Consider the following 25,389-nt stretch of genomic DNA (forward strand, 5'->3'; position numbering starts at 1 on the left):
CTTCAAAAGACATGGTCGCGGACTTCGGAAATCTATCACTATTTGGCGGCCGCAACTTGCAGAACATATCCCAGTAACGTGGGAGAAACATTTGACACCCGTCAAGTCGGAACGCTCCGATCGCTGCGAAGCAGATCGAGTTCTCACTTCCGCAAATTTCATAATTGCCGGGGTTTGCAGGGCGCCCCTTACGGCGGTTAGGGCTTCCGGTTGGAGAACCCACCCGACCGCGAAGGAATGATCTACCGTGCACGATTCGAAGGAAAAAAGACCCGTGTCTGACGATCAAGCACCAGTTCCTGAGGTCATCGCTGTCGTTCCCTGCGCCGGGCACGCCACCCGCATCGCGCCTCTTCCCTGCAGCAAGGAACTGCTTCCGGTCGCCCTCGATCGTTCGACGGCGGAAGCGCCGCCGGTGAAGGTCGTTTCGAGTTACTTGCTTCACAAGCTCCGGACTGCCGGGATCCGCAGAGCTTTTCTTATCCTACGCAAGGGGAAGTGGGACATTCCCGATTACTATGGCGACGGCGCAGAGGTCGGAGTAAACCTCGCCTATCTCGTCGTGCGTCGAACATACGGGCCGCCGTACACAATCGACGAGGCCTATCCGTTCATCCGCGGCGCCCGGATTGCGTTTGGATTCCCAGACATCCTCTTTGGACCCACTGACGCCTACGCCCGGGGCCTCGAGGCATTGTCGCAAAGCCGAGCCGATCTGGTCCTTGGCCTGTTTCGTCCTCATGACGAAAGCGCTTCCGACCTCGTCGATATCGACAGCCGCGGACGCATCCGGAAACTATTGATCCAGCCGCACCACACCCGCCTGGTGTGGACTTGGATCTTTGCCGTCTGGACGCCGACGTTCACCGAGTTCATGCACGAGTATCTGACTGTTCCAAGGACCGCCGCACAGGACAGCGGAGCCGGCCTCGTTCATGAGCTGACGGTCGGACACGTGATCCAGGCAGCTATCCGGGCCGGCCTGCAAACGCAAAGTATCGCGTTCCCGGAGCATCGCTACCTCGACGTCGGCACCCCACAAGGGCTGGTGCGATTGGCGAGCTTGCATGGCCTTGCCGAATTCGGCGTGGATGCGCCTCTCGCGGCCGAATAGGCCGTCGCCGGCCGTTCACGAATCGGGGTTGAAGCGAGCGGCACGAGACAGCGGAGCGCGACCACGCCGTCCAGCGTCTTGATAGCGGTCAAGTCAGCCGCCCGGAGCGGCGGGAAGAATGAGCTTCGACAGCGGGGGCGAGCTCGAGCCGAGCTCTCATCGCGACCACGCGAGCGAGATTGCACGCTATGAAACTCCAGCGACCTCCCTTTGTATACATGAACGGCCGCCAGCGGCCTTGGGACGAAGCCGTCCTTCACGTCGGCTGCGAAGCCGTCACGCGCGGCTTGACGGTGTTCGAGGGCCTCAAAGGATATCGCCAGCCCGATGCTTCCCTAGGCATCGTCCTCGTGCGACAGCACTATGAGCGGCTGGCGCGATCTGCCCGCCTGCTTCACATTCCGTTCGAGACATGCTTCGAGGAATACGAGGCTGCGGCCTGCGGTCTCGTCGAGACGTTGCTGCAGCCGGATAAAGAGATGTGGCTTCGCACTACCTTGTGCGTGACCGATGGATATTGGGGCGAGGATACCAAAGCCGATTTGATCATAACCGGGTATCAGACGGAGGCGACCGCGCCTGAGGCGATCCATCTCGGGGTCAGCACGTGGCGGCGTAGCGCGGATGCTTCCATGCCGGCACGGATCAAGACAGGTGCTAATTATCAGGTGGGCCGCCTCGCCCGCATCGAGGGTCGGCGCTGCGGCTGCACGGACATGGTGTTGCTGAACCAGTGGGGAAGAGTCGCGGAAACGACGGGCTCATGCATCGTCATGGTGCGGAACGGCACAGTGTATACGCCCCCGCCCAGCGAGGGCGCGCTCGAAAGCATTACCGTCGACGTCATCGAGTCGCTTGCGCGCTCGCTCGGAATCGATTTCGTGCGTCGGCCGATCGACCGCACCGAGTTGCTCGTTGCCGACGAGTTAGCGCTGTGCGGCACACTCGCCGAGATGGTGCCTGTCGCCACCATTGAGGGGCAGGCGCTGCGCTCCCCACCCACGCTGCTGCGGACCATCCAAGCTCGCTACTTTGCGGCCGTGCGAGGGCGTGAACCGCATCCCTCCGTGCAACTCACGCTCTCTCCCTCAACGTCGGGTGCGAACCATGCGGATCGTCCTCTTCATGAACAACTGGGGCGGCTGGCAGGTCGCGAAATGGCTTCGCAAGCAGCAGAATGAGATTGTCGGCCTCGTGGTCCAGCCCGAGTCCAACCAACGCTTTGCTGCCGAGATTTGCGAGGCCGTCAACTTGCCGGCAGACCAGATCTGGCGCGCTTCGGAACTCGGCGGTCGTCATTTTCTCGACGCTATCCGTAGCGCGAAGCCGCAGATCGGCGTCTCGGCCTGGTTCGGCTATGTGCTCAAGCCAGAGTTGCTCGAGCTGTTCAGCCATGGCTGCGTCAACCTCCACGCCGCCTATCTGCCTTGGAATCGCGGTTGGCACACCAATGTCTGGCCGATACTCGATGGATCGCCCGCCGGGGTCACGGTGCACTACATTGACCAGGGCGTCGATACCGGCGATCTGATCGCGCAGGCGTGCGTTCCTGTCACTGCCACCGACACGGGCGGCTCGCTCCATCGGAAGCTCACGCTCGCGCTCATCTCTCTCTTCGAGAGCATCTGGCCGGCGATCATCGGCGGCACGAATCGCAGGACTCCGCAGAATCACGCGCTTGCGACCTCACATAGGCGCCGCGACCTCGCCGAGCTCGATGAGATCGACCGAGCACGGACGTACCAGGCACGCGACTTGCTGAACCTATTGCGCGCGCGAACCTACCCGCCGTATCCGGCGGCGTATGACATCGAGAGCGGCGAGCGGCGTTACCTTCGCGTCGCGCTTTCCGAAGACCGCGCCGCGACATCGGGAGCAGGTGGCGTGGAGATCGATCTCAATGGAAATTATGCAGCCGGGCACCTGATCGATCTTCTGTTGGACCGCGACGGACACGACCCATGGCCTGCGTGGTTTGCGAATGCCGTAAGCTGCATCCGAGTGCGCGCGGAAGTCGTAGGCGAACAGGCGATCGACACAAGTGCCGACCCGCCATGGATCAGCGCTTCCCACACCGCAGCTGGCACCCCCGCATGTGCAATCTACGAGCTGTAGGCTGGGCTCTGAGCGCGTTCGGTCACGCGTGAGCCGCTTGGTGTCGATGAGGCCTGCCAGCGCTCTTGGGGGCGTTCGCGTAATGGCGGGACCAGGCGTCGAACATTAGCAGCCGCCAGAGGATCAAGCCGAAGCCTCTACCTCGGCGGGACCCGTGAAGCCCCAATATGCGCTCAACCCCCGCTACAATACTTCAGAATATAACACTGCCGTTCAGATTATAGGCAAGATCTGAAATATCTGGTGTGGAGAACTTGGCTGTGGCTAGCATTACAGTTGCGGTCTTCGCGGTGTTCTGACTCGGTGGGCGTCCATGCCCTAGACGCGATCGGCATCATCTTGCGCGCAACTTTCCGAAAGCGAATACTTCCGCAGAACCAGTTCGGCCTGACGGCACAGATCCGCGGCAAGTCGATCGGAGGTGAACGAGGCGGCCCAGACGCGTCCTCGCTCCGCCATCGCGGCGACGTTCTCCTGGTTTTGGGGGTCAAGAAGCCACGTGAGCGCGCTGACATACCCAGACGTCGTCCCATCCACTACGAGCGCGTGCTCGCCGTCCTCGACGTGCTCCGAGATCCCCAGCGCGCGCGCGACCACGGTGGGCTTACCCAGGTACATGCTGTTGAGGTAGGTCTGCTGTCCGACCGAGCACTTCATCCCCTGTCGGAGAGGAACTACGGTGGCGCGTGCCGTGCGGAGCAGACGAATAAACTCGGCGTGCGACGTGCGGGTGCGTTTGGCGAGGACTATGTCGACATTCGGCGGCACGGGTTTCGAACTCGTCCAGGCTGTTGCCAGGATGAACCGCGTATCCGGAAACTGGCGCGTGGCCTCGACCAGAGGCGCATAATCGCGTCCGCTATCCCCGCCGGCGAAGATATGTCCTTCGTTCGGAGGGGGCGGTCCTTCGAGCTCCTGCGCGGACAGATGATAGTAGCACAAGGCTATCCCCACCTTGTCCGGGTCGATTCCCCACAAGGCGCAGAACGCCTCTTTGTCGTCCCGAGAGTAGACCACATACCGATCCACTGCCCGGTCTGCGAGACAAACTGCGAGCCTTTCAACGAGCCCCCTGGGCCCCGTGCTCGGCTCCCACATGTCGCCGACGAGCATCAGCGCCGCTCGGTATCGCCGAGGAAGGAAGCCGAGGATGACACAGGCCAGAAGGTCGGGGTGGATGACGCCTGACGAGCTGTTCAGCACGAGAACCCGCGCGTGACGGGCAGAGCGCAGGATCCTCGCCAAGGTGGTCAGCTCCTTGTAGGGAGCATGAGGTCCGGATCGGGGATATGGCAGCTCCAGCGCGCGGATCCGGCCTTCCCACCCTGGGTACCACAGCGTCGACAAAAACCGATGCTTCTTCCTCTCCTTCGGAAGATCCGAGGCTGCGATCGACGACATGCGGGCGCTCCCGTCTTAGGTCCATCAATGGACCTGCATACCGCCGTGCCGGTCCGTACCAACGCAATTCGTCGCGAGTGCCAGAGATGTCGCGCGCACGCCTTGCTTGGATTCCCAAGGCAGTTCACCAAGAGGCAGAAATCGGATGTCCTCGCACTCTGCCGTGATCCGCTCGGCCGCGACCACAGGCCCGGGCTCGATCGCCCCGTTCGGATAGAGAGGCCTGCCGTCCGGGTAGAAATCGTGGAGCAGAATCGTGCCGTTTGGGGTCAGGCAGTTCAGTGCCTGGGCAAACTCGCGATAGACAGCAGGCGCGGCGTGATCGCCGTCGAGGAAGATCAGGTCGAACCTGTCGTCGGTCTCCCGAAGGAACTCTGACGAAGGCCTTGTGATGAACGTCACCCGATCGGACAGGCCAGCGCGCGCGAGGCTCTCGCGCGGGGAATCGAGCCCGAGACGCGCGAAGGCCCCGAGTGCCGGATCGTTGACATCCGCGATGTCGACCGTGGTCAGATGCGCGCCAGGGCCCGAATTAGTTGCGAGTGAGCGGGCGATCGCCAAGGTCGACGCACCGATATGGGTGCCGATCTCGAGCACCCTTGCTGGCTTGAACGACGCGACCAACTGATAGAGCGCGCGTCGTTCCCCGGGACATATACCGCCATCGATATCCGCGAACGGCATGACGTGGGAGAGCTGGCCTTCATCTCGAAGCCATTCGCTTGATATCGACGGGCTGGAGAGAGCCTGCATGAGGGAGCGACGTGTCATTGTTCCGAGCCGCTCGGCATCGAACGCCTCCCCCGAAATTTTCGCTAGACGGAGGCGTTCACGTCGGATCTGGAGAGCCCCAAAAACACGGCGTGGGAGTATGATCTCGCCTGCTTGCTTGAGAAAGTTCATCATCTGATCGAACAACCTTGAATTGCGACATCGCCTTCCAAAGGCATGTCGCCGAGCTAGCGCATGTCGGTAGGAAAAGTTCTAGCGCTCCGGAACGGTGCATACTTGACCGGGGACAATAGCCGTCACTGGGCCTTGCACGTCGGTGAATTTGCAGGCGCGCATTCGGCTGCCGGCAGAAGCTCCAGCGCGAAGATTACCTTTTGGCGGGCGATTCCCTGCTTATGAGGACTGCGCGCGCGGAAAAAAGCGGAAGCGGGCCAATCGCCCCCGGTCACGACCGCTGTCATCTTCGTCGGCGGCGGCACAGTTTTCACAGGTCGCTGTGCGATGGCTGCCCTCAAATGGCAGCTGTTTACATGCTCGCCAATTTACCTGATGCCGCGCCAGCGGCCACCGGCCGCCTCACTCTATTGGGTGACCCGCCGGATCGCCGTTCGAGCGTGTTTTGGTTCCGCAATTTCACTCGCCCGGCTCCCATCTCGCTCCAAGGAAGCGGTCACCACATAGCGCAACCCAGCAGGCTCAAATACGAGGCGCGCCTCGTCGTTCGTAATGGCCTTCCCATGATCGCACAGGATCGTCATGCCAAACCCCCGCCTTTGGGTGGGAGTTGCGGGCGGGCCGCCGCGCTCCAGCCACTGCATGCGGAGACGTTCCGGAGCGTTTCCGTTCTTCCGGACGCTCCATGTCACCTGCACCCTTCCGCTCGGGCAATTTGAGGCCCCGCAGCACCTTAAGGCCCCGTATTTGATCGCGTTCGTCGCAAGCTCGTGAAGAATAATGGTAAAATTTTCCGCGCGCGTCCTCGAAAGCCTGACGGAAGGGCCAACTGCGGTGAATTGGTCCGCGCGGCAAAACGGGGCGAGCGTGGCGTTGACGAGACGCTCGAGCGAGCAATTACCGTCCGGTTCCCGGTCAATTGCCGCGCCCACGGAAATGGCACGAATTCGACCTTCGAGGGCGCGGCGAAAATGCTCGACACTCTGGCTGCTTTCGGCCGTGAGGCTGATTACGGACAAGACGAGCGCCGGGTAATTCTGCAGCCTATGCAGCAGTTCCCTGTTCTCTCTCTCAAGCGCTTCCAGGCGACGCCGCAGATCGAACCTAGAGTAGTGAGAAGCGGTATCCTCGGGCCCGGTGATCTCAACGTCGGTCATGGCGGAGCTCCGCATGGAACACCCCCCAAACTGACAGCACACATCATAGTTCCGTACATTTTAACGCATTTTTGTGTGCGCTGGCGTACGTTTTTTGGGAGCCTCACGACTTTGTACATTGGCCTTGGCCGTGGCGCCTTCATTCATGAAAGCGTTGGCAAGGGCGCCGAAGGGCCTACTGATTCTGGAGCGCGGGGGCTCATTGCCCTGCCGCAGTCTCGAGTAGATCGGGGCGAGCGACGACCTCGATCGCATCTCCCGGCAACAGGTCAGCATCTTCCGACACGGAGAGACGATCCCATCCCTCCCCGCTCCTACGGATGATCGTGATTTCCGGGCGCGCTCCAGTGCTGGTGGCATCGGCGGCTATTATTCGTCCGAAGACCTGTAACTTCTGAGCCGCCGCTTCGAGCCTCGTTCTCAGCTCGGCGGCTCGCGCTTGTGACTCGTTCATGTCCCGCAGAACTTCCAAGCGGCGCTGCGTGTCGAGCTTTTCCAAGCGGAACAGGAGTTCCTCCCGCTGCTGTTTCACCTGGCTCAAAGTCGCTGTCGTCTGTAGGCGGCGGGTCGACGACAGCAAAAGTGCCCTTCGGGCCTCTGTCACTCGCGGGCTGATAAGACTGCCCGAACTGTAGAGCTTGTTAATCCGGTCCAGTTCGTCGATGTCGGATTGAAGGCCTTGCGCCTCCTGCTTCTCCTGGGTCGTCAACGTTTCAATCTGCTCGCCGGCGAGGCGCGCCGCGTTCTGCAAATGAACCTTCTCGTTTCTGTACTCGAGCAGCCGAATGTTCAGGTAGCTGGATTCTATCCGGAGATATTCGCTCAATGTCGCAGCCGGTATAGGAGCATCCACGAGCCGTTGTTCCTTGATGTCCTCCGATCCCTCGAGCTCCGCCGTAAGCCGCCACGCGTGAACGTGTTCCTTGGCCAGGGCAAGGACAGTGGTACGGTATTCGCGGTCGACCTCTACGACCTCCACGCCCATCGTCGCCGAGCGCCCCCGGACCGTACTGACGCCGCCCGAAAGGGCAATCGCGTGTCTGACGGTCATCTGGGGTCGATAAGGGTGCTGGCCCGGTTGAAAGACGTCGCCGTTCACATAGATCGGCCTGTATTCGACGACCGCCACGGCGACGTCGCCGGGCTGGATCAGCACGATGCGGTCGCGCCCGTCGGGTGTTGTCTGGCGAATGACTTTCGAAGCCAGTGCCATCTCGGCCCGAGCCTGAACGTCCGTGGACGTAGAGCCCGCCGCGACGATGGAGCCAACCATCGGAAGCGTGATCGTGCCGTCGAGTTGGATTGGAGCGCGTTGTTTCAGGTCCGGCATGCCGGCAACGGTGATCTCGATGACGTCGCCGGGCGAGAGCAGATATTCCGCTCGGCACGGAACGGTCGCGCTGAGGAGCGCCAGCCCGATTGCGGCCAGGAGTGCCCCAGTTCGACCGCCGCGCATATATCGACGCATCATGTGAATGCCCCGGTTTGCGTGAGAAGCGGACGTCGCGGAACATCGTCTTCTGAGACCCGCCCGGCATCCGCTCCGCTCACGTCATGAAATGGCTGTGCCGGCGCACTTGCCCCGCTGCCAGACGACCGCGCCACCATTCAATCGTTCGGTCGAGGCCCTCACGCAGGCTGACCTGCGCACCCCATCCTGTGGCGGCCGCGAAGCGGCTGCTATCGGCTAAGAGAGCGCGCACCTCGGAGTTCACAGGGCGCATGCGGATGCTTTCCTGCTCCACAGTCTTGGAACTTCCACACAGTTCGAGAACGAGATCGATGACTTGAGCCACCGTCACGGCCCTTTGGCTGCCCGCGTTGTAGGCCCGCCCGAACTCGAGGTTAGTCGCGAGGCCCGCACTCAAGAAGGCGCACACCGTGTCTTGGACGTAGGTGAGGTCTCGAACCGGCGTCGTATCTCCGACCCTCACAACCTCGCAACTCGGATCGAGCGCTTGCCGGATGAGCGTCGATATGAGCGCACGCTCGCTTTGGCGGGGGCCGAAGGTGTTAAATGGACGGAGCGTTACGACCGGTAGGCCGAATGATCGCGCGAAGGCCTCCGCCATCATGTCGGCTCCGATCTTGGAGGCCGAATAGGGCGACTGTCCCTGTAGCGGGTGGTCCTCCGAGATCGGCATCCTGAGCGCGGTGCCGTAAACCTCGCTCGTCGAGGTGTGAACAATGCGCTCCGTTCCCAACCGACGGGCGGCTTCAAGCACGTTTAGTGTGCCTAAGACGTTTGTCTCGACGTAGGTCTGTGCCGCCGCATAGGAATGCGGAATGGCGATCAGCGCCGCGAGATGGAAGACGATGTCTTGGCCCGGCATGATCCGCCCGACGAAGGCCGCATCTCGAACGTCACCCCGCACGAGATCTAGGCGACCCCTGGCATCGTTCGGCACCTCGTCAAGCCAACCGTTACTGTCGAAGGAGTTGTACAGGGTCAGCGCGGTGACTTTGGCTCCTTGACTTGCAAGGGCCTCAGTCAGATGCGAGCCGATGAACCCGTCGGCCCCGGTGACCAAGACATTGATACCGTCATAGGTCATCGCACGAGCCCTCCTCGCAAGACGGAGGCCTGCCTGGCGCTCGCGCTCGCGGCCCGAACCTGCGGCTCCTTGATTGCGCTCAGGCCGGCTTGCAGTGGTGGAACGTAACCGCCCACCGCCATGGCGCCTCGTAACACAATAATGAAATCCCTCGCCAAGGTCCTGCTTTTGAAATACTCCAGATCGATACTCGCTTTCAACGGAAAGAGTACGGTCCTATAGAATATATCAGGTGCTACGTCGCCCGGGAATGCATCAGCTTCATTTCGAAATATGATTTGACAAGGGCCGATCAGGCCAGGCTTGAATCTCAACAACTCTTCCCAGCCGTTCTGAAAGCAATCAGCGAAAGCTAGGCTTTCTGGACGTGGCCCAACGATCGACATGTCTCCTCTCAGCACGTTCCAGAGTTGAGGCAACTCGTCGAGCTTCGTAGCCGCGAGAATGCTTCCGACAAACGTGAGCCGAGGGTCCTTCTTAAGCGTCAGAGGGCTACCTGCGATCCCCGCATCGGCATGAAATTTTCTGAACTTGTACATGCAGAAGTGTCTGCCGCCTTTGCCGATCCGAACCTGGCAAAACAGGATCGGGCCTCTGGATTCGAGCCAAACCGCGGCTGCGACCAGCAGCAAGAGCGGCCCCAGAAACAGCACGGCCACGCAGATCAGGCAGATGTCGAGCGCACGGCGCACACGTTCCGCGGCGGTCCCTAGGTCTTCATCCTCGGACAAGGTCGTTGCGATCATGACGACACCCTCACGGACAAGTTCGATGAAGCAGCGGCATGGAGGCTCTGAAAAGAGGCTGCTCCGGCAAATCCCGGCTCGGCCTCCAAAGCTTCGGCGAGACAGCACGTGACGGTCTCGACATCCGCGGCCTCCATACGTGGATGCAGCGGCAATGTGAGTTCGCGTGCTGTAAAATCCTCCGTCTTCGGTAGCGACACGTTCGGATAGAGATCGCGGTAGTAGGAGAGACGGTGCGTCGGCGGATAATGGATGGTCGTCTGGATTCCAGCCTCACGCAGACGATCGATGACGTTCTGCCGTTCTACCGACCGCGGCAGCAGAACCGGCATGATATGGTGCACAGAGGCCCGTCCGGCATCGAACGGGACCGACACAATGGGGCATCGGGCTTCGATCGAGCGCCGATAGAACTGCGCAAGGTCTTTTCGCTTCGCGTTCCACCGCTGGACGTGACCGAGTTGAACAAGGCCGATTGCAGCCCTCAATTCGTCCAATCGATAGTTGAAACCCAGCATCGTCACGTCATAGATCGGGTTTTTGCCCGACCGTCTTTGAAAGGTGCCGCTGGTCAGCCCATGCCCGCGTGCCCGTCGAATCCCGTCGCGAAGCTTCTCATCGCCGGCCAGGATCGCTCCACCCTCCGCCGTGGTCATGTTCTTGTTGCCGTAGAAGCTGAAGGCGGCCGCGACACCCAGGGTGCCGACCCCCGGGAGCACGGTGGCATGCGCCGCGTCCTCGACGATCAGTAAGCCACGTTCCGACGCGAACGCCTGCCATGGCTTGGGATCGATAAGGTAGCCGGCGAAGTGCACGAGGATGATCGCCTTCGTTCGACTGGTGCACTTCGCGGCCGCATCCTGCAGGCACATCAGCGGCGTATCCGTCGACTCAATATCGACAAAAACCGGCTTCGCTCCGACATAGAGGACGCAATTCGCAGTCGCCACGAAGGTCAGCGCGGGCACGAGCACCTCGTCGCCCGGACCGATCCCAAGCGCGTGCAGGATCAAATGGAGGCCAGCCGTGCAGGAACTCACCGCCACGGCATCGTCGGCACCGTGCGCCTGGGCGAACGCCCGTTCGAAGGCGTTGACCCTGTCACCCATCGTGATCCAGCCGCTGTCGATGACCTCGGCCAGGGCAGCTTTCTCTTCCCATCCGAGCGTAGGCTCCGAGACAAGCAACATGGAATGATCTCGCATTTTTGGCGCGCGGGTTGCGGCAGCTGCGAGGACGGCTAGCCCGCCATCGCGACAATGGACGGCGCCCGCTCTTCCCACTTGATTTCCTGGGCGCTGTGAAAATCTTCGACCCGGCCGACATCGAGCCAGAGCCCCTCATGCTTGTAGACATGGATCGGCACGCCCTTGTCCAACAAGCAATGCGCAAGATCATCAAGTCCAAAGGCTATGCCTGACGGTATATATTTGATAATGTCCGGCTCCATGCAGTACACACCCATGCTGACGCAGTTCGAAAGCGTCGGCTTTTCTGTAAATTTCGTAACGGTACCATCCTGATCTTCGATGATTCCGAAGTCCATCCGCGTGGAACGGGCAGTCGTCGCGATGGTCAGGAGGGCGCCGTGCTTTCGGTGGGTCATGGCGAGCGCATGCAGGCTGAGATCCGTGAGAATGTCGCCGTTCAACATCAGGAACGTGCTGTCCAGGGCCTCGCGCAACAGGGTGAGTGGCCCGACAGTCCCGAGCGGCTCTATTTCTTGCGTATACTTGATGTTGATGCCCCACTGTTGTCCGTCACCGCAGAAACTCCTGATCAAATGACCGAGATATCCCGTGGTAATGTAGACGTCTTCCACGTTGTTCCGTCGGAGCCACTGCAGCAGAAGCTCCAGAACCGGCCGCGCGCCGATCGGCATGAGCGGTTTCGGAAGGACCGAAGTGTAAGGCATCAGCCGTGTGCCCCTACCTCCTGCTTGAATGACAGCTTTCACTTGTGCCTCCTCTGATGTGACGCGACGTTATGTCCGGCAAAATCTGCCCGTCTTGATCGCCATCAAGTTGCATCGGATGAGCGCACGCTAGCGTTCGGTCGAGTGTTGCGTCTACGCTAGTGCGTCCTTCTGCTGGATGCGCAGGCAGAGGGTGCGGCGCTCACCATGTCGATGACTTACACCACAAGGTCTAGACGTCCTTTCCGCACGAGCAGAAAAGAGTCCATGTGATGAGACTTGGTGCGACCGAGTTTATCTCAGCCGGTCGCTCCTCGGGAGCGGCCTTCTCGGAGCTTTCGGACGAAACGCCGCGCAATCGGGATGTCAAGATCCATAACATTTTAGCTCTCGTCTGGCGGCGCAAGGCGCTCATCGCCTATTTCGCACTTGCGGGAGCGCTCCTGACTGGCGTCGCGGCGTTCGTCTTGCCGCCGAAATACACCGCTACGTCACAATTCGTGATCGAGCCTACGCAGGCCCAGATCGCGGCCGGCGTGTTGGATGCAGTCGTCGACACTCATATCGCCACCATCACGTCGGATGCTCGCCTGCGCGCGGTGCTGGCGAGCCTGTCAGGTCTGCCGGAGTACGAGGCGACAGCGCCTTCGAGTTCAACCGAGTCCGAGCCTGCATTCGAGGCTCGCCTGCGCGAATGGCTGCTCGACGCCGTGGCGCAGCTCCGAGCGGCGGTCTCGACACCTCCAGTCAATCAGGTGCAGTCGGATGGCCCAATAGGGCTCGCGCCTCCCAGTCTCGACGAGGCGAAGCTCTCACTCCTGGTTCGGCAAGAGCGGCGCTCGAGCGTTGTTTCGATTAGCTACACGAGTCCCAACCCGGTCAGAGCCGCCCTGATCGCCAACCAGATCACCGCCTTTCATTTGAATACACTGTCGCAGCGCAAGCAGCTCGAGCTGGAAAATTCGAAGCAATGGTTGGATCAGCGCCTCGTCCAGGCGCAACTCGAGTCGGACGCCGCGGACGAGGCGCTGCGCGCCTACGCGTCGGTCCATGGAGCCGGCATCCCGGAGGGCGTGAAGGGAGAGCCGATCGCGGAGATCGTCCAACGGCTCGAGGGTGTCCGGAACGAGCTGGCGAAAAGGGAGGCTGAGTTGGAACGCGTCAGGAGTCTGCGGAGCGCGGAAGCGGGTGCGGACACCCTGATCGCCCCCCTGACTTCCCCGTCTCGGACCGCACGCGTCGCGCAGGACGCCCCCGTATCCGATGTGCCGGACACCACTGCGACCGTGCCCCAGGGCATTTCGGAGTCGCGGCCGGCCCTGGCTCGAGGGGTCGAGGTCGAGGTGGAGCGGCTCGAGCACGACGTCGGCGTGCTGCGGATTCAGGCGCGCTCGCTCGCGGAACACGCCGCGTCGCTGCAGACCGTATCGGGATCTATCCTCGCCCAGCGGAAGGAGTTTCAAACCCTTGAACGAAGAGCCGCTTCGGCGGCGGACAGCGTCAAGGAGCTCAGCCGGCTCAGAGGAGAGTACAAGGATCCTCCCGCAACCGGAGTGCAGTTGCTTGCGCGTGCCTCCGTGCCCCTGCACCCGAGCTCGCTCAGTCCTTACCTCTATATCCCCGCTGCGGTCATAGCCTTCGCCGTGCTGGGCGGGGTAGCCGCTTCAACGCGAGAGCATTGGGACCGGACGTTCCGGCAGCCCCGTGAAATCGAGAGCGTGCTGGGCGTTCCATGCATCGGTCTCATCCCCGATGCTCGTCGCTCGCCCAATCGGCTGCGCCGGCGCGCGCTCAAGGCCTTTGCCTATCGGAATGCGTTCGCGATTGGGACCGCGTGCGCCATGACGCTGGCCGTCACCAGGCACCGCAAGGAGGGCGGCAAGATCATCCTCCTAACTTCAAGTCATCCCGCCGAGGGCACTACGGCGCTCGCGGAAGGACTCGCGTCCTGTCTCCGGAGCCTGCGGCAACGTGTTCTCCTCGTCAGCGCGGATGCCTCGCAAGAGCGCATTCATCCGACGCCGCCAGGCGGGACACCGAGTGGCCCCGACGAGGGTTTTACCGCCCCGTCCTATTCGGGCGAACAAGACTTGGGTTTCGACCGCCTGAGCGTGACGGAACTCACTGGCGGTGACACGACATTGCTCGTTGGCGCGACGTTGATCGCAGGCCTGAAAGGGGTGCAGGAGCGTTACGACTATATTGTCATGGACGCCCCGGCGGTGTTCGTATCGCCCGGCGTTCCCGTACTCGCGAGCATGGCCGACGCGGTCCTCTTCGCGGTGAGATGGGGGAGTACGACCCGCGACGTTGCTGCGAACGCGTTGGCGTTGCTGAGGAAGCTGGCGACCATCGGAGGGGAGCCCCCGCCGAACGTTTTGGCCGTGCTGACCCTCGTCGACCTCAAGTCCTATGTGCGGTATCGGCCCGGAGATGCAGCCGAATTCTTGTACGACCATCGGACGAGACCGGAGGCCAAGTTGTTGTCCTAATGCTTTCCTGACGCGCTCCGTCCGCGCTACGGGCTCCTTATTGGACGGTGAGCGGACGGAAACCCATGTTCGCGACGATTTCTCAGATCGCGGCATTCGCAGCTGCGCCCTCTAACCTTCTTCCCGCGATCGGCCTGCTCGGCGTGCTCATCGCACTCGCTCGCCGGGGGCGTGGTGGCCTTTGGCTAGCCTGCCTAGGCATCGGCGGGACACTGATTGCTGGAATCCTGCCGATTGCCAATATAATGATCCGTCCACTAGAGGAGCGCTTTCCAAAGTATCAGGAAGACGGGCGCCCGATCGACGGCATCATCGTCTTGTCAGGCGCCGTGGACCTAGCGAAATCGCTTGATCGAGACGAGTTTTCTCTGAATGGGGCGGCCGAGAGGTTCGTGTATTTTCTGGAGATGGCCCGGCGCCATCCGGAGGCACGCCTGGTTTATACTGGGGGAGGCTTAGGTGATCCGTCGCGATCGGAAGCGCAACTGGCGGCCGAGCAGATGGAGAGGCTGGGATTGTCGACGGAACGCCTCCTCATCGAGACGGCGTCGCGGACGACTTGGGACAACGCGCGGAACACGAAAGCTCTTTTGGGTGCACGGGCGCAAGGTCGATGGGTTCTCATAACGTCCGCATGGCACATGCCGCGCGCAATGGGCTGCTTTCAGACGGTCGGGCTGGCGGTCATCCCTTATCCGGTCGACTACCAGACCCGTGGACCAATGGATTCGCTTCGACCGTTCACCATCGTGGGACACGGCCTTCAGCGGCTGGATATGGCCGCCAAGGAGTGGCTTGGCTTGTTCGGGTATCGCATCTCTGGACGGACGCGTTCTTTTTTCCCGAGTCCGAACTTGATAGACTTCCCGCAACGCGACCTGGCGCCCGCAGCCACGAGCGCTATCGCAGGGCGCGCGCCTTTGTAAAATGAGGCCTCGGCGCTCGGTTATCGAGCCTTTCGGAAAGTGCCGTCGGATCTGGCCCGAACAGCGGCTAGCGCCTCGTAGTTAGAGACCGGGGGAGATCGCGCCGCAGGTGCGATTCACCGCCGTCGGCTGAACGCACTTTCAGTCACTGCTTCCCATCTTGATGCCGATCAAGTTGAAAGATGTGATGCGGTTAATCTCCCGAACGCTCTCAACCGCGCAAGCCGAACAATGAGGGATACACTCGCGACGAAGGGCAAGTAATAGTCCTTATGGTTCGAATCAGCTGAAAAACACTACGTGAGGCAGGCATGATTCGAGGGCAACTAGATACAACAACTGAATACACAAATAATCCCGATACTGATGTATCAGCTGTAACGATGCTAGCGGCCAAAGAACTGGTCGCCAGTAGCATTGACCCTACGCCACTGCTCACGAAATCGCGGCTGCCATCCCCTCTTTCCAGCCACACGTTGTGGCGCGCCCCTGTTCGTAGTCAGTCGATCTTTCTTGATTTGGCCGCCGATGCCCTTAAGGACGATTTACTCGGCTTCCATCTTGCGCTGAGCTTTGATTTTCGGACACTTGGTTTTATTTATTACTTAATAGCTTCTGCTGAAAACCTTGGGGAAGCGCTCGCAAATGGGGAAGAATACTCAGCTTCCCTGAACGAACCGGTGCGGCTCCGAAGCGGCAGAACGAGCGGTGTGTCCGTCGAACTGAGTTACGAAGGTCTGGATCCGCATCCGGACCGCCATTTCTCGGAGTTCTGGATCACGGGCACGCTTAGGCTGTGCCGCGACTTCACGAGCCGCGAGTTGGTCCCGACCTCCGCGACCATGGCCCATCTGCGGGCAGGCAAAGTGCCTGAGATGGACCGCTATTTCGGTCGGGAGGTCGTCTTCGGCGCGGACAGGGACCTTCTCGAATTCGGAAAGGACGCGGGCGACCTCCCGCTCGTCACTCACGATCCGTACCTGCATCAGCTTCTGAGGCGGCTGCAAAGCAGCGAGACCACGATGCGCGCTCCGGAGCCCGATTCCTTGCGGCTTCGCGTGGAAAAGGCGATCGCCGCACGTCTACGCTACGGGACGGCCACGGTCGACGCCGTCGCAAGGGACCTCGGAACGAGCGCACGCACCCTGACACGGAAGCTTGCAGAGGGTGGAATGAGCTTCAGCGGCATTCTCGACGGCGTGCGAGCCACCATCGCTGTTCGATACGTGCGAAACGACGAGCCCACCATGTCGCAGCTCGCCTGGCTGCTGGGCTATCGCGAGCCGAGCACCTTGGTCCGGGCATTCAAGCGATGGACGGGCAAAACGCCCACGGAGTTTCGGCGTGAGCTCCGGCGAGGCAGGTTCGACGACACCTGACTCGGGGCGGCCGTCCGCTTCAGCGCCGGCAGCAACGGCGCAAGCAGCCGCCACTCCGCATCCGTTAAATCCGTTTGTATCTAGGTCCCGCGTGACTATGCTGCCAGCGGGTGGGTCCACACCGCTCATACCAAGATGGCCTGAACAACCCGCTGGAATCACGAGCGCCCCAGCAGCTCAACCCTTTCGAGACGGACTCTTAGGCCTCGCAAAGGCGACCATCCGTCCGCATGACCTGTCAGCAATAAAATCGAATCCTGAAGCCAGGATCGTGCGGATCACTGTCGACACGCCGTCATCGCCGATGATGCTCGGATGCAACTCTCCGCACAGCACCCGGACCTCCGGCGGAATCGCGACATTGAAAATCTCGGCTTCCGCACCTTCGACATCGAAGACCACAAACGTGGGACGGATCTCCCGAAGCAAACGTGACATGGAAATCATGGCGACCAGCTCAGACTTCGCGGCGCCTTCTCGACGATGAACGGACGACGACAAATTATTCACGTTGAAGAAGAACTCTCGGCAGCCATCCTCCTGTCCAACCGCAATATTGTGGAGGTTTGGTTTCACGTCATTCGCCTCAAAGACGGATTTAATCGTCCCCAAGAGTTCGGGATTTGCCTCGAACGTATGGAGATTCCTGCTGTCGGAAAGCCGCTGCGCGATGAACGTCGACACGACCCCAAGGCCCGACCCGAGCTCCAGGACGATATCGTCAGGCCGGATCAAGTGCCTTATCGTTTCCATTTCGCCGCGCTCGTGCAGCCCTCGGTAGAAATCGCGTCGACGAGATCGAAGAACAGGCGATGATCCAAATGGAATGCGAATATTTTCATACATGTACATGTTTGGATTAAGAATGACAGAAACCGCATACCTTACCTTAAACCTAAAGTAAGTTATGAGTTCTTGAAAAAATGTAAGATCATTCGCATCGCCGCGGCTCAATCCAACCGATCCTCGATCCATGGCAGCATCTTTCTTAGTCGTTCTGCCTTCTGGCTCAAACGAAGGCTAGCGCGCCATTGGTCGTTGGCACACCACGCCCAAGGGGTCCCACGTCGGCTGCGTGGCCCTCTTGATATCCGTCAAGAAGGGTTGGGGCTTTTCGCTCGACGCTCTCACCCCACCAGCGCCTCATTGCCGGCCGGCGACGGCGTGTTGCCCATTGGACACAACCTCGCTTGATTGACCGTGGGGGCCGGACCCTCCTGACAGTAGAGAACCGGCTCGTTCGGGAGGTCGCCGTGACCGATGCCCAAGCCTTTGACGACGAACTCACCATGTCGCAGCTCGCCTGGCTGCTGGGCTATCGCGAGCCGAGCACCTCGGTCCGGGCGTTCAAGCGATGCACAGGCAAGACGCCCTCGGAGCTTCGGAGTGAGCTCAGGCGAGGAAAGTTCGATGACACCTGACTCGGGGGAGCCGCTGCGGCTGCACATTGGCGCGCTGCCCATTGGCGGGAAAAAGCAATGATTTGGCGGGCGAAGCTATGACGTGCCCGCCGCCTTTCACCTATACATAGTATCGCCGTGCCTTTGAGGCGTGCGAATCAGCACGCCGACAAAATAGGCATGACATGTGGGGCCTCGTTGCTCTGATGAAGCGGTATATAATCTGTGTGCCGCCTGAGTACGGCTTGGGGAAGCTGAAATGAACTCTGGATCAAGCTGCGGATTGTTTCCGTTCTCTGAAGTTTGACGGTAGCATCCGGATCGCCTCTGCGCGTTCTCCCTTCTCCAATCGTCGCATCTGCGTAATCCAGCCGCCGGCTAGCCACTTCGGCCGGTCCACGGCGGGGCCGTCTCTTCTTGAGCGGCTTCGCATGTCCACCCAGCGAAAGTGAGTTCATGACAGTATACTACGTATCGCCGACCGGATCTGACAGCCAGACCGGAACCATCGGACAGCCGTTTGCATCCCTGCAATATGCTCATGACCTAGCGAAGCCAGGTGATACAATCTATCTCCGGGGCGGCGTATACGCGCTCACCGAAGGCATCCAGCTGACCCGAGATGGTACAAGCGGGGCGCCGATTACGATCGCCAACTACCCGGGCGAGACGCCGATCCTGGATGGGTCCAGAATGACGTCGACTGACTATTACGGCCGCACCGGGGCTGGTGGCTGGGTGCTCGACGGCTCGAGCATCTCCTACAACCACATCGTCGGGCTGGAAATTCGCGGCGGGCCGATGGGCGGCTTCGTGTTGCGGGATGAGTCGCACAACAACGTCATCGAGCGCCTCGACGTGCACGACAATGGCCGGGCTGGCTCAGAGGGCAAAGGCATTTCGTTGTACGGAGCCAGCTCGAACAACCTTTTCCTCAACAACGACTCCCATGACAATCATGACTTGGCGGGCGACAATGCCGACGGCTTCCAGGTCAGCACCAGCGGTGCCGGCAATGTCCTGCGCGGCAACCGCGCCTGGGGCAACTCCGACGATGGTTTCGACTTCTTCAATATCCAAAACGGCACGCGGAATGCGCCGGTTCGGATAGAGGGCAACTGGGCATTCGACAACGGCTACGACGCGAACGGCCAACCTTCGGGCGATGGCAACGGGTTCAAGCTCGGCGGTATCCGGCAGGGCAGTGGCGGTTCCTCCGGCGGTCACATCGTCGTCGACAACGTCGCCTACGGAAACCTGTCGAGCGGTTTCGACGAGAATACTGGAACCGGGATCACGCTGAGAGACAATACGGCTTACGACAACGGCACCTACAATTACGGCTTCTGGTCCGGGAAAAGCAGCCTCTACGACAACGCTGCGTTTGGTCATGGCGAAGTTGCGGTGTCCGGAACGGCATCGGGCAACTCGTGGAACGCCGGGGCGGCTCCCGTGAGCAACGACTTTGCGTCCCTGGAGGGCGGCTTGGGGCGCGCCGATCGTGGTGCCGATGGGTCGCTGCCTGTCACCCACGAGGGGGCGGCTCCCGGGACGCCTGACACCGGCAGTGCGCCGGCGCCTGCGGCTCCCGCTCCCTCGGAGCCGGTAGCCACGACACCACCGGCTCCCACTCATTCGGAGCCGGCACCAGCGCCGGCTCCGGTTGTTACAAAACTGTACGGCACGGAGCGGGCCGATTCGCTCAAAGGTACGGCCGGGAACGATTACATTCACGGCAACAGCGGCTCCGATCGCCTGGATGGCGGCGCCGGGAACGACGAGCTCCGTGGTGGAAGCGGCAATGATCGCCTGACGGGTGGTCTTGGTGCCGACCTCATGCACGGCGGCGACGGTCGAGACACCTTCGTGTTCAGGACTGCAAACGAGAGCGGCGTCGGCCCAGGTCATCACGACACCATACAATGGTTCCAGCAAGGGCTCGACACCCTCGATCTCCACTTGATCGATGCGAACACCGCGATTGCGGGGGATCAGGTGTTCAAATTCGCGGGTGAGACACATTCTGTCCAAGCCCACTCGATTTCATTTTTCCACGAAGGCGGCTCTACCATTATCCAGGGAGATATCAATGGAGACAGTACGGCTGACTTTCAGATCGAGTTGAACAGTAAACTGTCTCTCCATCGATCTGACTTCGCCCTCTGATCGGCGAATACCCTAGTCAGGCCAGGTCGACCTTCCCGAGTCGACCTGGCACACCAGATTTGCTCCCGCCGCTTATAATCGAGAGGTATTCGAACTGTCCGACTCCCCACCCCTTGGTAGGCCGGCTTTCTCCCTGGATTCTTGGCGAGAGCGAGGTGTCGTCGCGTTGAATGCCTGGAAGAAGACGCTTCTTTCCCGCGCGCTGGTTATCGCTTCAGGACTCGCGATCCGCGGCGTCGCTGCCCCCGAAGAAATGCGGTGAGTGTGCCGCGTTAGCCGATCCGGTCCGACCGCCGCCGTCTGATGTCGGTTCGCAAGGATCGGGATTCATGCGGTTAGTATAAGGGGTTCGGTGCAATGAGTAACGAGAGCAGGATGCGCACGCGGGACGAGGCAGCCTACGGGCAGCGCTCCGCCGGAGCACGGCCGTCCGCGGATGACCCGCTTGCCGAGTTGGCCCGGCTGGCCCGGCGGATCGGCCAAGAAGCCCCCTTCGCCGAATTCGTCTGCGAGAACGCCGACGCCGGCGGCCCGCCTGCGCCCGCTCCACGCAGTTCGCGTCCCGCCGATCCGGCGCCGCGCTCCACCCATGCCGAGCCGGTTCGTCACGAGGCGCCGGCTCGTCATGAGCCTTCGCGCCCGGCGCCCGGCCCCTTCTCCGCGCTCGCCGCCGAAGGCGCCGCCGAGCCAATCCCGCGCCGGAGCGAGCTGCGTGGGCGCACCGAGCCGCGCGACGACCAGGAGCCTCCGCGGCCCGCGAGCCGTCCCGTCCGCGAGCCTGAGGCGCCGCGGGCCGTCGAGCGCGCGCCGAGCGTCTCCGACCGCGCCGAGGCGGCCGTCGCCGAGGCGCTCTTCGGCACGCCGGGATCCCCGCCCGCCCAGGCTCAGCCTGCATCGCGGACGCAGCCGGCCGCACCGGCGCCGCGCTCTACCCACGCGGAGCCGGCGCGTTCCGAGCCGGTACGCCACGAGCCGGCTCGTCACGAGGCGCCGGCTCGTCATGAGCTTTCGCGCCCGGCGCCCGGCCCCTTCTCCGCGCTCGCCGCCGAAATCTCTGCCGAGCCGATCCCGCGCCAGAGCGAGCCGCGTGGGCGCACCGAGCCGCGCGGCGACCAGGAGCCTCCCCGGCCCACGAGCCGTCCCGTCCGCGAGCCTGAGGCGCCCGCCGTCGAGCGCGGGCCGCACGTCTCCCACCGCGCCGAGGCGGCCGTCGCCGAGGCGCTCTTCGGCACGCCGGGATCCCCGCCCGCCCAGGCTCAGCCTGCATCGCGGACGCAGCCGGCCGCACCGGCGCCGCGCTCCACCCACGCGGAGCCGGCGCGTTCTGAGCCGGTGCGTCACCAGCCGGTCCGTCACGAGCCCGTTCGTCAGGAGGCGGTTCGTCACGAGACGCCGCCGGTTCGTCACGAGCCTTCGCGCCCGGCGCCAGGCCCCTTCTCCGCGCCCGCCGCCGAAATCTCTGCCGAACCGATCCCGCGCCAGAGCGAGCCGCGCGGCGACCAGGAACCTGCCCAGCCTACGAGGCGTCCCGTCCGCGAGCCTGAGGCGCAAGCCGTCGAACGCGGGTCGCGCGTCTCCGACCGCGCCGAGGCGGCCGTCGCTGAGGCGCTCTTCGCCGCGCCGGCATCCCAACCCGCCAAAGCTGAGCCTGCATCGCGGACGCAGCCGGCCGCACCGGCCCGCGACATCAGTGTGCGCGATGCGGCTGCGGGTCACGCCGCGCGAGCTTTCCACTTTCTGTTGAGGATGTGGTTGAACGCCTGGGAGAAGGTGGTTCTTTCCTGGCGAGCTTTCCGCGTTCTTTTGGGGACGCGGCTGGAGGGCATGTCGGCGGCTCCGATCTCGATGGCGACATTTGGAATCAGCGGCCGATCGGTTGCATCGCCGTCTCCGCTCACGGAGGCACTCCGCCGATGGCGCGGCGCGCTCGTCACGATCGCGATACTCAGCGGCATGTTGAACATCCTGACATTGGCCGGTTCGCTCTATATGCTTGAAATCTACGATCGCGTCCTGCCGAGCCGAAGCGTCCCGACCCTAATCGGCATCACTCTGCTCGTCGTGATGCTGTTCTTCTTCCACGCCTTCTTCGATATCCTCCGAGGCCGCCTCCTGTTGAGGATTGGCGGCGCCCTCGACGAGGCGATGACTTCGAGAGTGTTTCGGGCCGTCCTGGCGGGTTCGTTGACTTCACGGTCGCCGGGGGAGAGCATGCAACCGGTGCGCGACCTGGATCAGGTGCGCGCATTCCTATCCGGCAGCGGCCCAGGGGCGCTGTTCGACCTGCCGTGGATGCCGCTCTATCTCGGCTTGTGCTTCCTGTTCCACTTCTGGATCGGTGCCACCGCTCTCGTCGGTACCATCATTCTCGTCGCCTTGACGGTTCTGACCGAGCGTCTTTCCCGTTCGCCAGCTAGGGCGGCGAGCGAGGCGGCCGCGCAAAGACTGCACGTGGCAGAAATCGGGTCCCGGAATGCCGAGACCGTCCAGGCGATGGGAATGGGTAGCGAGATGACGGGCCTGTGGACGGCTGTGAACGACGAGCACCGCCGTCATCAGCAACGCGCCGCGGAGGTCTCCAGCGGTTTCAGCGCCGGCGCGCGAGTGCTCCGCCTGCTGCTGCAATCCATGATGCTTGGTGTCGGAGCCTATCTCGTGATCAGGCAGGAAGCGACGGGCGGCATCATCGTGGCCAGCTCGATCCTCACCGCACGTGCTCTCGCGCCGGTCGACTTGGCGATCGGCAACTGGAGCGGGTTCGTCAAGGCTCGCCAAGGCTGGGCGCGCTTGACGGAGCTATTCGCCGCGCATCCGCCGGCGCCGCCGGCCTTGGCATTGCCTGGGCCCCGGGAATGCCTTGCGGTGGAGACCGCCTCGGCGACGCCACCCGGCGTGCAGCGCCTGACGGTCATCGACGTCGCCTTCTCTCTTCGGGCCGGGCAAGGCCTGGGTGTGATCGGACGCAGCGCCTCCGGAAAGTCGTCGTTGGCCCGCATGCTGGTCGGCATCTGGCAGCCGCTCCGAGGCACGGTCCGACTCGATGGATCGTCGATCCAGCACTGGCAAGCCGAGGCTTTGGGACGTCACGTCGGCTACCTGCCGCAGGAGGTCCAGCTCTTCTCGGGTACCGTGGCGGCGAATATCGCGCGTTTTCGCAGTGATGCGACGGCTGCCGAGATCGTCCGCGCCGCGACGGCGGCCGGCGTCCACGACATCATCCAGCGCCTTCCGAACGGCTACCAGACACAGATCGGCGACAGGGGCGCCGCCCTCTCGGCGGGGCAGCGGCAGCGGATCGCGTTGGCTCGTGCGCTGTACGGCGAACCCTTCCTGGTCGTTCTCGATGAGCCCAACTCGAACCTCGACGCCGATGGCGAGGAGGCTTTGACCGAAGCCATTCTCGGTGTGCGCGAGCGAGGCGGCATCGTCGTCGTCATTGCCCATCGACCGAGCGCATTCGCCGCTCTCGACCAGGCGATGGTCATGGCGGACGGCCGGATGCAAGCCTTCGGGCCGAAGGAACAGGTCCTCTTCACCTCACTCAAGGCTGTGCCCAAATCCACCGAGGTACATGGTGGAGCGATGACGAAGCGGGGGAGCGCATCGCATGAGTGACGTCTCTCAGCGGACGGTCGCTTCGATCAACAGACTCCTTCTTGCCGCCGGCGCCGGCGTGGCTTTTTTTCTCATCGCTGTCGGCGGGTGGGCCGCGACGACTGAGTTCTCGGGTGCAGTCGTGGCTTCGGGCTCGCTCGTCGTGGAATCCGACGTGAAGAAGGTGCAGCATCTGACCGGGGGCGTGGTTCGCGAACTGCTTGTTGGCAATGGCGACCGGGTTTCGGCTGGGGACGTCGTGATCCGTCTGGACGAGACCGTGACTCAAGCCAGCCTTGCGATCGTGCAGAAGGCGCTGAACGAGGCGATGGCGAGGCAAGCCCGCCTCCGCGCCGAACAAGAAGATGCCTCGGAGATCCTGTTCCCGGACGAATTGCTGTCTTTGGCCACCACGCCGGATGTGAAGGCACTAATGGACGGAGAGCTGAAGCTTCTCGGCATGCGCAAGGCCTCGCGCTCCGGGATAAAGTCTCAGTACACCGAACGGATCGGGCAACTCGGGGACCAGATCCAATCATATACGGAGCAGATTGCTGCGAAAGATCGCGAAATCGGGTTCATTCAGCAGGAGCTCGAAGGTGTACGAGACCTGCTTGCCAAGAAACTCGTTTCGGTCGGCCGCGCGAATGCACTGGAACGCGAAGGCGCACGCCTCAGCGGTGAGCGAGGATCTCTTGCTTCAGCAGTCGCTCAAACCAAGGGTAAGATTACGGAGACTGAGCTCCAGATACTGCAGATCGACCAGGATTTTCGGACCGAAGTCGGCAAGGAACTCGCCGAGCTTCGAGGCAAGCTTTCGGAGCTGGTCGAGCGAAAGATCGCGGCTGAGGATCAACTCAAGAGGGTCGATATCCGGGCGCCTCGGGACGGGACGGTTCATCAGCTCGCCATCCACACGGTCGGGGGCGTTGTCGCACCCGGGGAAACCCTGATGCTGATCGTGCCGACATCCGAGCGGCTGGCGGTCGAGGCCAAGGTGGCACCCCAGGAGATCGAGCAGATCCACCAGGGGCAACACGCTATGTTGCGCTTTTCTGCCCTCAACCACAGCACCACGCCCGAGGTTGGTGGCGTGGTCTCGCTCGTGTCTGCCGACCTGACGGTTGACCAGCGGTCGGGCCAAGGCTTCTACACGGTTCGGATCGCCGTCGCAGACGACGAGCTGGCACGGCTCAACGGGGCGAAGCTGACGCCGGGCATGCCAGTGGAAGTCTTCCTGCAGACGCAGCAGCGGACCGTCCTGACCTATTTTACCAAGCCCCTCGCGGACCAGGTCGCGCGCGCTTTCCGAGAAAGATGAGCGCCGGCTTCACTCGCCCCGTGGGTGCCGGATGCCCAGACGGGCCGACTAGGCCGAACCGACGCTGGTCCACCAGACTTCGGGAGGCCGAGCCCGCGAAGTCCTGCGTCAGATGAGAGAAGTGCCGCGCCTTCGACGTCGGGCGCCCGGCGGGCCGCACTGAAATTTCGCCGGCTCGCGCCGGGGCCGTTCTTGATGGGCC

The 25,389-nt window shown here is 62.3% G+C and carries 19 protein-coding genes; 10 read left to right on the top strand and 9 right to left on the bottom strand.

Features of this window, described 5'->3' with window-relative positions; all coding sequences use genetic code 11:
* Positions 1–247: 247 nt before the first annotated feature.
* The 3 genes from G3545_RS14975 to G3545_RS14985 all read left to right on the top strand — a co-directional run bounded on the left by G3545_RS14975 (position 248) and on the right by G3545_RS14985 (position 3,229).
* Complete coding sequence (locus G3545_RS14975; RefSeq protein WP_170013916.1) at positions 248–1,114, top strand: dTDP-glucose pyrophosphorylase; 867 nt, start codon at positions 248–250, stop codon at positions 1,112–1,114.
* A gap of 218 nt (positions 1,115–1,332) precedes the next feature.
* Entirely contained in the window at positions 1,333–2,295 is a 963-nt protein-coding gene (locus tag G3545_RS14980) for an aminotransferase class IV (protein WP_170013918.1), read from the top strand.
* Positions 2,222–3,229 carry a formyltransferase family protein gene (locus tag G3545_RS14985; protein WP_170013920.1) on the top strand — a complete coding sequence of 336 codons (1,008 nt, stop codon included), beginning with the start codon at positions 2,222–2,224 and terminating at the stop codon, positions 3,227–3,229. Before G3545_RS14980 ends, G3545_RS14985 begins: the two co-directional genes overlap by 74 nt.
* A gap of 318 nt (positions 3,230–3,547) precedes the next feature.
* On the opposite strand, the gene G3545_RS14990 is transcribed toward G3545_RS14985, so the two are convergent.
* The 8 genes from G3545_RS14990 to G3545_RS15025 all read right to left on the bottom strand — a co-directional run bounded on the left by G3545_RS14990 (position 3,548) and on the right by G3545_RS15025 (position 11,951).
* Complete coding sequence (locus G3545_RS14990) at positions 3,548–4,630, bottom strand: hypothetical protein (RefSeq protein ID WP_170013922.1); 1,083 nt, start codon at positions 4,628–4,630, stop codon at positions 3,548–3,550.
* Positions 4,631–4,654: 24 nt separating this feature from the next.
* Positions 4,655–5,533, bottom strand: coding sequence for a class I SAM-dependent methyltransferase (locus tag G3545_RS14995; RefSeq protein WP_170013924.1), 879 nt, complete (start codon positions 5,531–5,533; stop codon positions 4,655–4,657).
* Between the two features lie 410 nt (positions 5,534–5,943).
* On the bottom strand, positions 5,944–6,693 hold the full coding sequence (locus G3545_RS15000) for a sensor histidine kinase (protein ID WP_170013926.1): 750 nt from the start codon (positions 6,691–6,693) through the stop codon (positions 5,944–5,946).
* A 199-nt stretch (positions 6,694–6,892) separates the two neighbouring features.
* A complete protein-coding gene (locus G3545_RS15005) occupies positions 6,893–8,164 on the bottom strand; it encodes a polysaccharide biosynthesis/export family protein (protein ID WP_170013928.1) in 1,272 nt (423 codons plus the stop codon).
* A 76-nt stretch (positions 8,165–8,240) separates the two neighbouring features.
* Entirely contained in the window at positions 8,241–9,248 is a 1,008-nt protein-coding gene (locus G3545_RS15010) for an SDR family NAD(P)-dependent oxidoreductase (RefSeq protein ID WP_170013930.1), read from the bottom strand.
* Positions 9,245–9,994 carry a sugar transferase gene (locus G3545_RS15015; protein ID WP_170013932.1) on the bottom strand — a complete coding sequence of 250 codons (750 nt, stop codon included), beginning with the start codon at positions 9,992–9,994 and terminating at the stop codon, positions 9,245–9,247. Before G3545_RS15015 ends, G3545_RS15010 begins: the two co-directional genes overlap by 4 nt.
* Positions 9,991–11,184 (bottom strand): DegT/DnrJ/EryC1/StrS family aminotransferase, encoded by a 1,194-nt coding sequence (locus tag G3545_RS15020; protein WP_170013934.1) that lies wholly within the window; start codon positions 11,182–11,184, stop codon positions 9,991–9,993. Before G3545_RS15020 ends, G3545_RS15015 begins: the two co-directional genes overlap by 4 nt.
* Before the next feature lie 50 nt (positions 11,185–11,234).
* Positions 11,235–11,951 (bottom strand): NDP-sugar synthase, encoded by a 717-nt coding sequence (locus tag G3545_RS15025; protein ID WP_170013936.1) that lies wholly within the window; start codon positions 11,949–11,951, stop codon positions 11,235–11,237.
* Between the two features lie 230 nt (positions 11,952–12,181).
* On the opposite strand from G3545_RS15025, the gene G3545_RS15030 reads away from it, so the two are divergent.
* From G3545_RS15030 to G3545_RS15040, 3 genes are all read left to right on the top strand, one after another.
* Entirely contained in the window at positions 12,182–14,401 is a 2,220-nt protein-coding gene (locus G3545_RS15030) for a Wzz/FepE/Etk N-terminal domain-containing protein (RefSeq protein ID WP_170013938.1), read from the top strand.
* A 65-nt stretch (positions 14,402–14,466) separates the two neighbouring features.
* Positions 14,467–15,327, top strand: coding sequence for a YdcF family protein (locus G3545_RS15035; RefSeq protein ID WP_170013940.1), 861 nt, complete (start codon positions 14,467–14,469; stop codon positions 15,325–15,327).
* Between the two features lie 311 nt (positions 15,328–15,638).
* Entirely contained in the window at positions 15,639–16,706 is a 1,068-nt protein-coding gene (locus tag G3545_RS15040; protein WP_170013942.1) for an AraC family transcriptional regulator, read from the top strand.
* A gap of 177 nt (positions 16,707–16,883) precedes the next feature.
* Here the strand turns inward: G3545_RS15040 and G3545_RS15045 are convergent, their stop codons facing one another.
* Positions 16,884–17,660, bottom strand: a complete 777-nt coding sequence (locus tag G3545_RS15045) for an FkbM family methyltransferase (RefSeq protein ID WP_170013944.1) — start codon at positions 17,658–17,660, stop codon at positions 16,884–16,886.
* 299 nt (positions 17,661–17,959) lie between these two features.
* Here G3545_RS15045 and G3545_RS15050 point away from each other — a divergent pair, with 299 nt between their 5' ends.
* From G3545_RS15050 to G3545_RS15065, 4 genes are all read left to right on the top strand, one after another.
* Entirely contained in the window at positions 17,960–18,127 is a 168-nt protein-coding gene (locus tag G3545_RS15050) for a hypothetical protein (protein WP_170013946.1), read from the top strand.
* A 435-nt stretch (positions 18,128–18,562) separates the two neighbouring features.
* Positions 18,563–20,272 (top strand): right-handed parallel beta-helix repeat-containing protein, encoded by a 1,710-nt coding sequence (locus G3545_RS15055; protein WP_170013948.1) that lies wholly within the window; start codon positions 18,563–18,565, stop codon positions 20,270–20,272.
* 375 nt (positions 20,273–20,647) lie between these two features.
* Entirely contained in the window at positions 20,648–23,887 is a 3,240-nt protein-coding gene (locus tag G3545_RS29715) for a type I secretion system permease/ATPase (protein ID WP_246702417.1), read from the top strand.
* On the top strand, positions 23,880–25,187 hold the full coding sequence (locus G3545_RS15065) for an HlyD family type I secretion periplasmic adaptor subunit (protein ID WP_170013950.1): 1,308 nt from the start codon (positions 23,880–23,882) through the stop codon (positions 25,185–25,187). The genes G3545_RS29715 and G3545_RS15065 overlap by 8 nt, the downstream gene beginning before the upstream one ends.
* The last annotated feature ends 202 nt before the right edge of the window (positions 25,188–25,389 follow it).

Origin of the sequence: Starkeya sp. ORNL1 (assembly GCF_012971745.1) — a bacterium.
Taxonomy (GTDB): Bacteria; Pseudomonadota; Alphaproteobacteria; order Rhizobiales; family Xanthobacteraceae; genus Ancylobacter.

Bases quoted from the DNA above. Each gene is read 5' to 3' on its own strand.
- G3545_RS15040 (WP_170013942.1), top strand. From the start codon at position 15,639: ATGATTCGAGGGCAACTAGATACAACAACTGAATACACAAATAATCCC.
- G3545_RS14990 (WP_170013922.1), bottom strand. From the start codon at position 4,630: ATGTCGTCGATCGCAGCCTCGGATCTTCCGAAGGAGAGGAAGAAGCAT.
- G3545_RS15065 (WP_170013950.1), top strand. From the start codon at position 23,880: ATGAGTGACGTCTCTCAGCGGACGGTCGCTTCGATCAACAGACTCCTT.
- G3545_RS15035 (WP_170013940.1), top strand. From the start codon at position 14,467: ATGTTCGCGACGATTTCTCAGATCGCGGCATTCGCAGCTGCGCCCTCT.
- G3545_RS15015 (WP_170013932.1), bottom strand. From the start codon at position 9,994: ATGATCGCAACGACCTTGTCCGAGGATGAAGACCTAGGGACCGCCGCG.
- G3545_RS15000 (WP_170013926.1), bottom strand. From the start codon at position 6,693: ATGACCGACGTTGAGATCACCGGGCCCGAGGATACCGCTTCTCACTAC.
- G3545_RS15010 (WP_170013930.1), bottom strand. From the start codon at position 9,248: ATGACCTATGACGGTATCAATGTCTTGGTCACCGGGGCCGACGGGTTC.
- G3545_RS15005 (WP_170013928.1), bottom strand. From the start codon at position 8,164: ATGATGCGTCGATATATGCGCGGCGGTCGAACTGGGGCACTCCTGGCC.
- G3545_RS14980 (WP_170013918.1), top strand. From the start codon at position 1,333: ATGAACGGCCGCCAGCGGCCTTGGGACGAAGCCGTCCTTCACGTCGGC.
- G3545_RS29715 (WP_246702417.1), top strand. From the start codon at position 20,648: ATGCGCACGCGGGACGAGGCAGCCTACGGGCAGCGCTCCGCCGGAGCA.
- G3545_RS15030 (WP_170013938.1), top strand. From the start codon at position 12,182: ATGAGACTTGGTGCGACCGAGTTTATCTCAGCCGGTCGCTCCTCGGGA.
- G3545_RS14985 (WP_170013920.1), top strand. From the start codon at position 2,222: ATGCGGATCGTCCTCTTCATGAACAACTGGGGCGGCTGGCAGGTCGCG.
- G3545_RS15055 (WP_170013948.1), top strand. From the start codon at position 18,563: ATGACAGTATACTACGTATCGCCGACCGGATCTGACAGCCAGACCGGA.
- G3545_RS14995 (WP_170013924.1), bottom strand. From the start codon at position 5,533: ATGAACTTTCTCAAGCAAGCAGGCGAGATCATACTCCCACGCCGTGTT.
- G3545_RS15020 (WP_170013934.1), bottom strand. From the start codon at position 11,184: ATGTTGCTTGTCTCGGAGCCTACGCTCGGATGGGAAGAGAAAGCTGCC.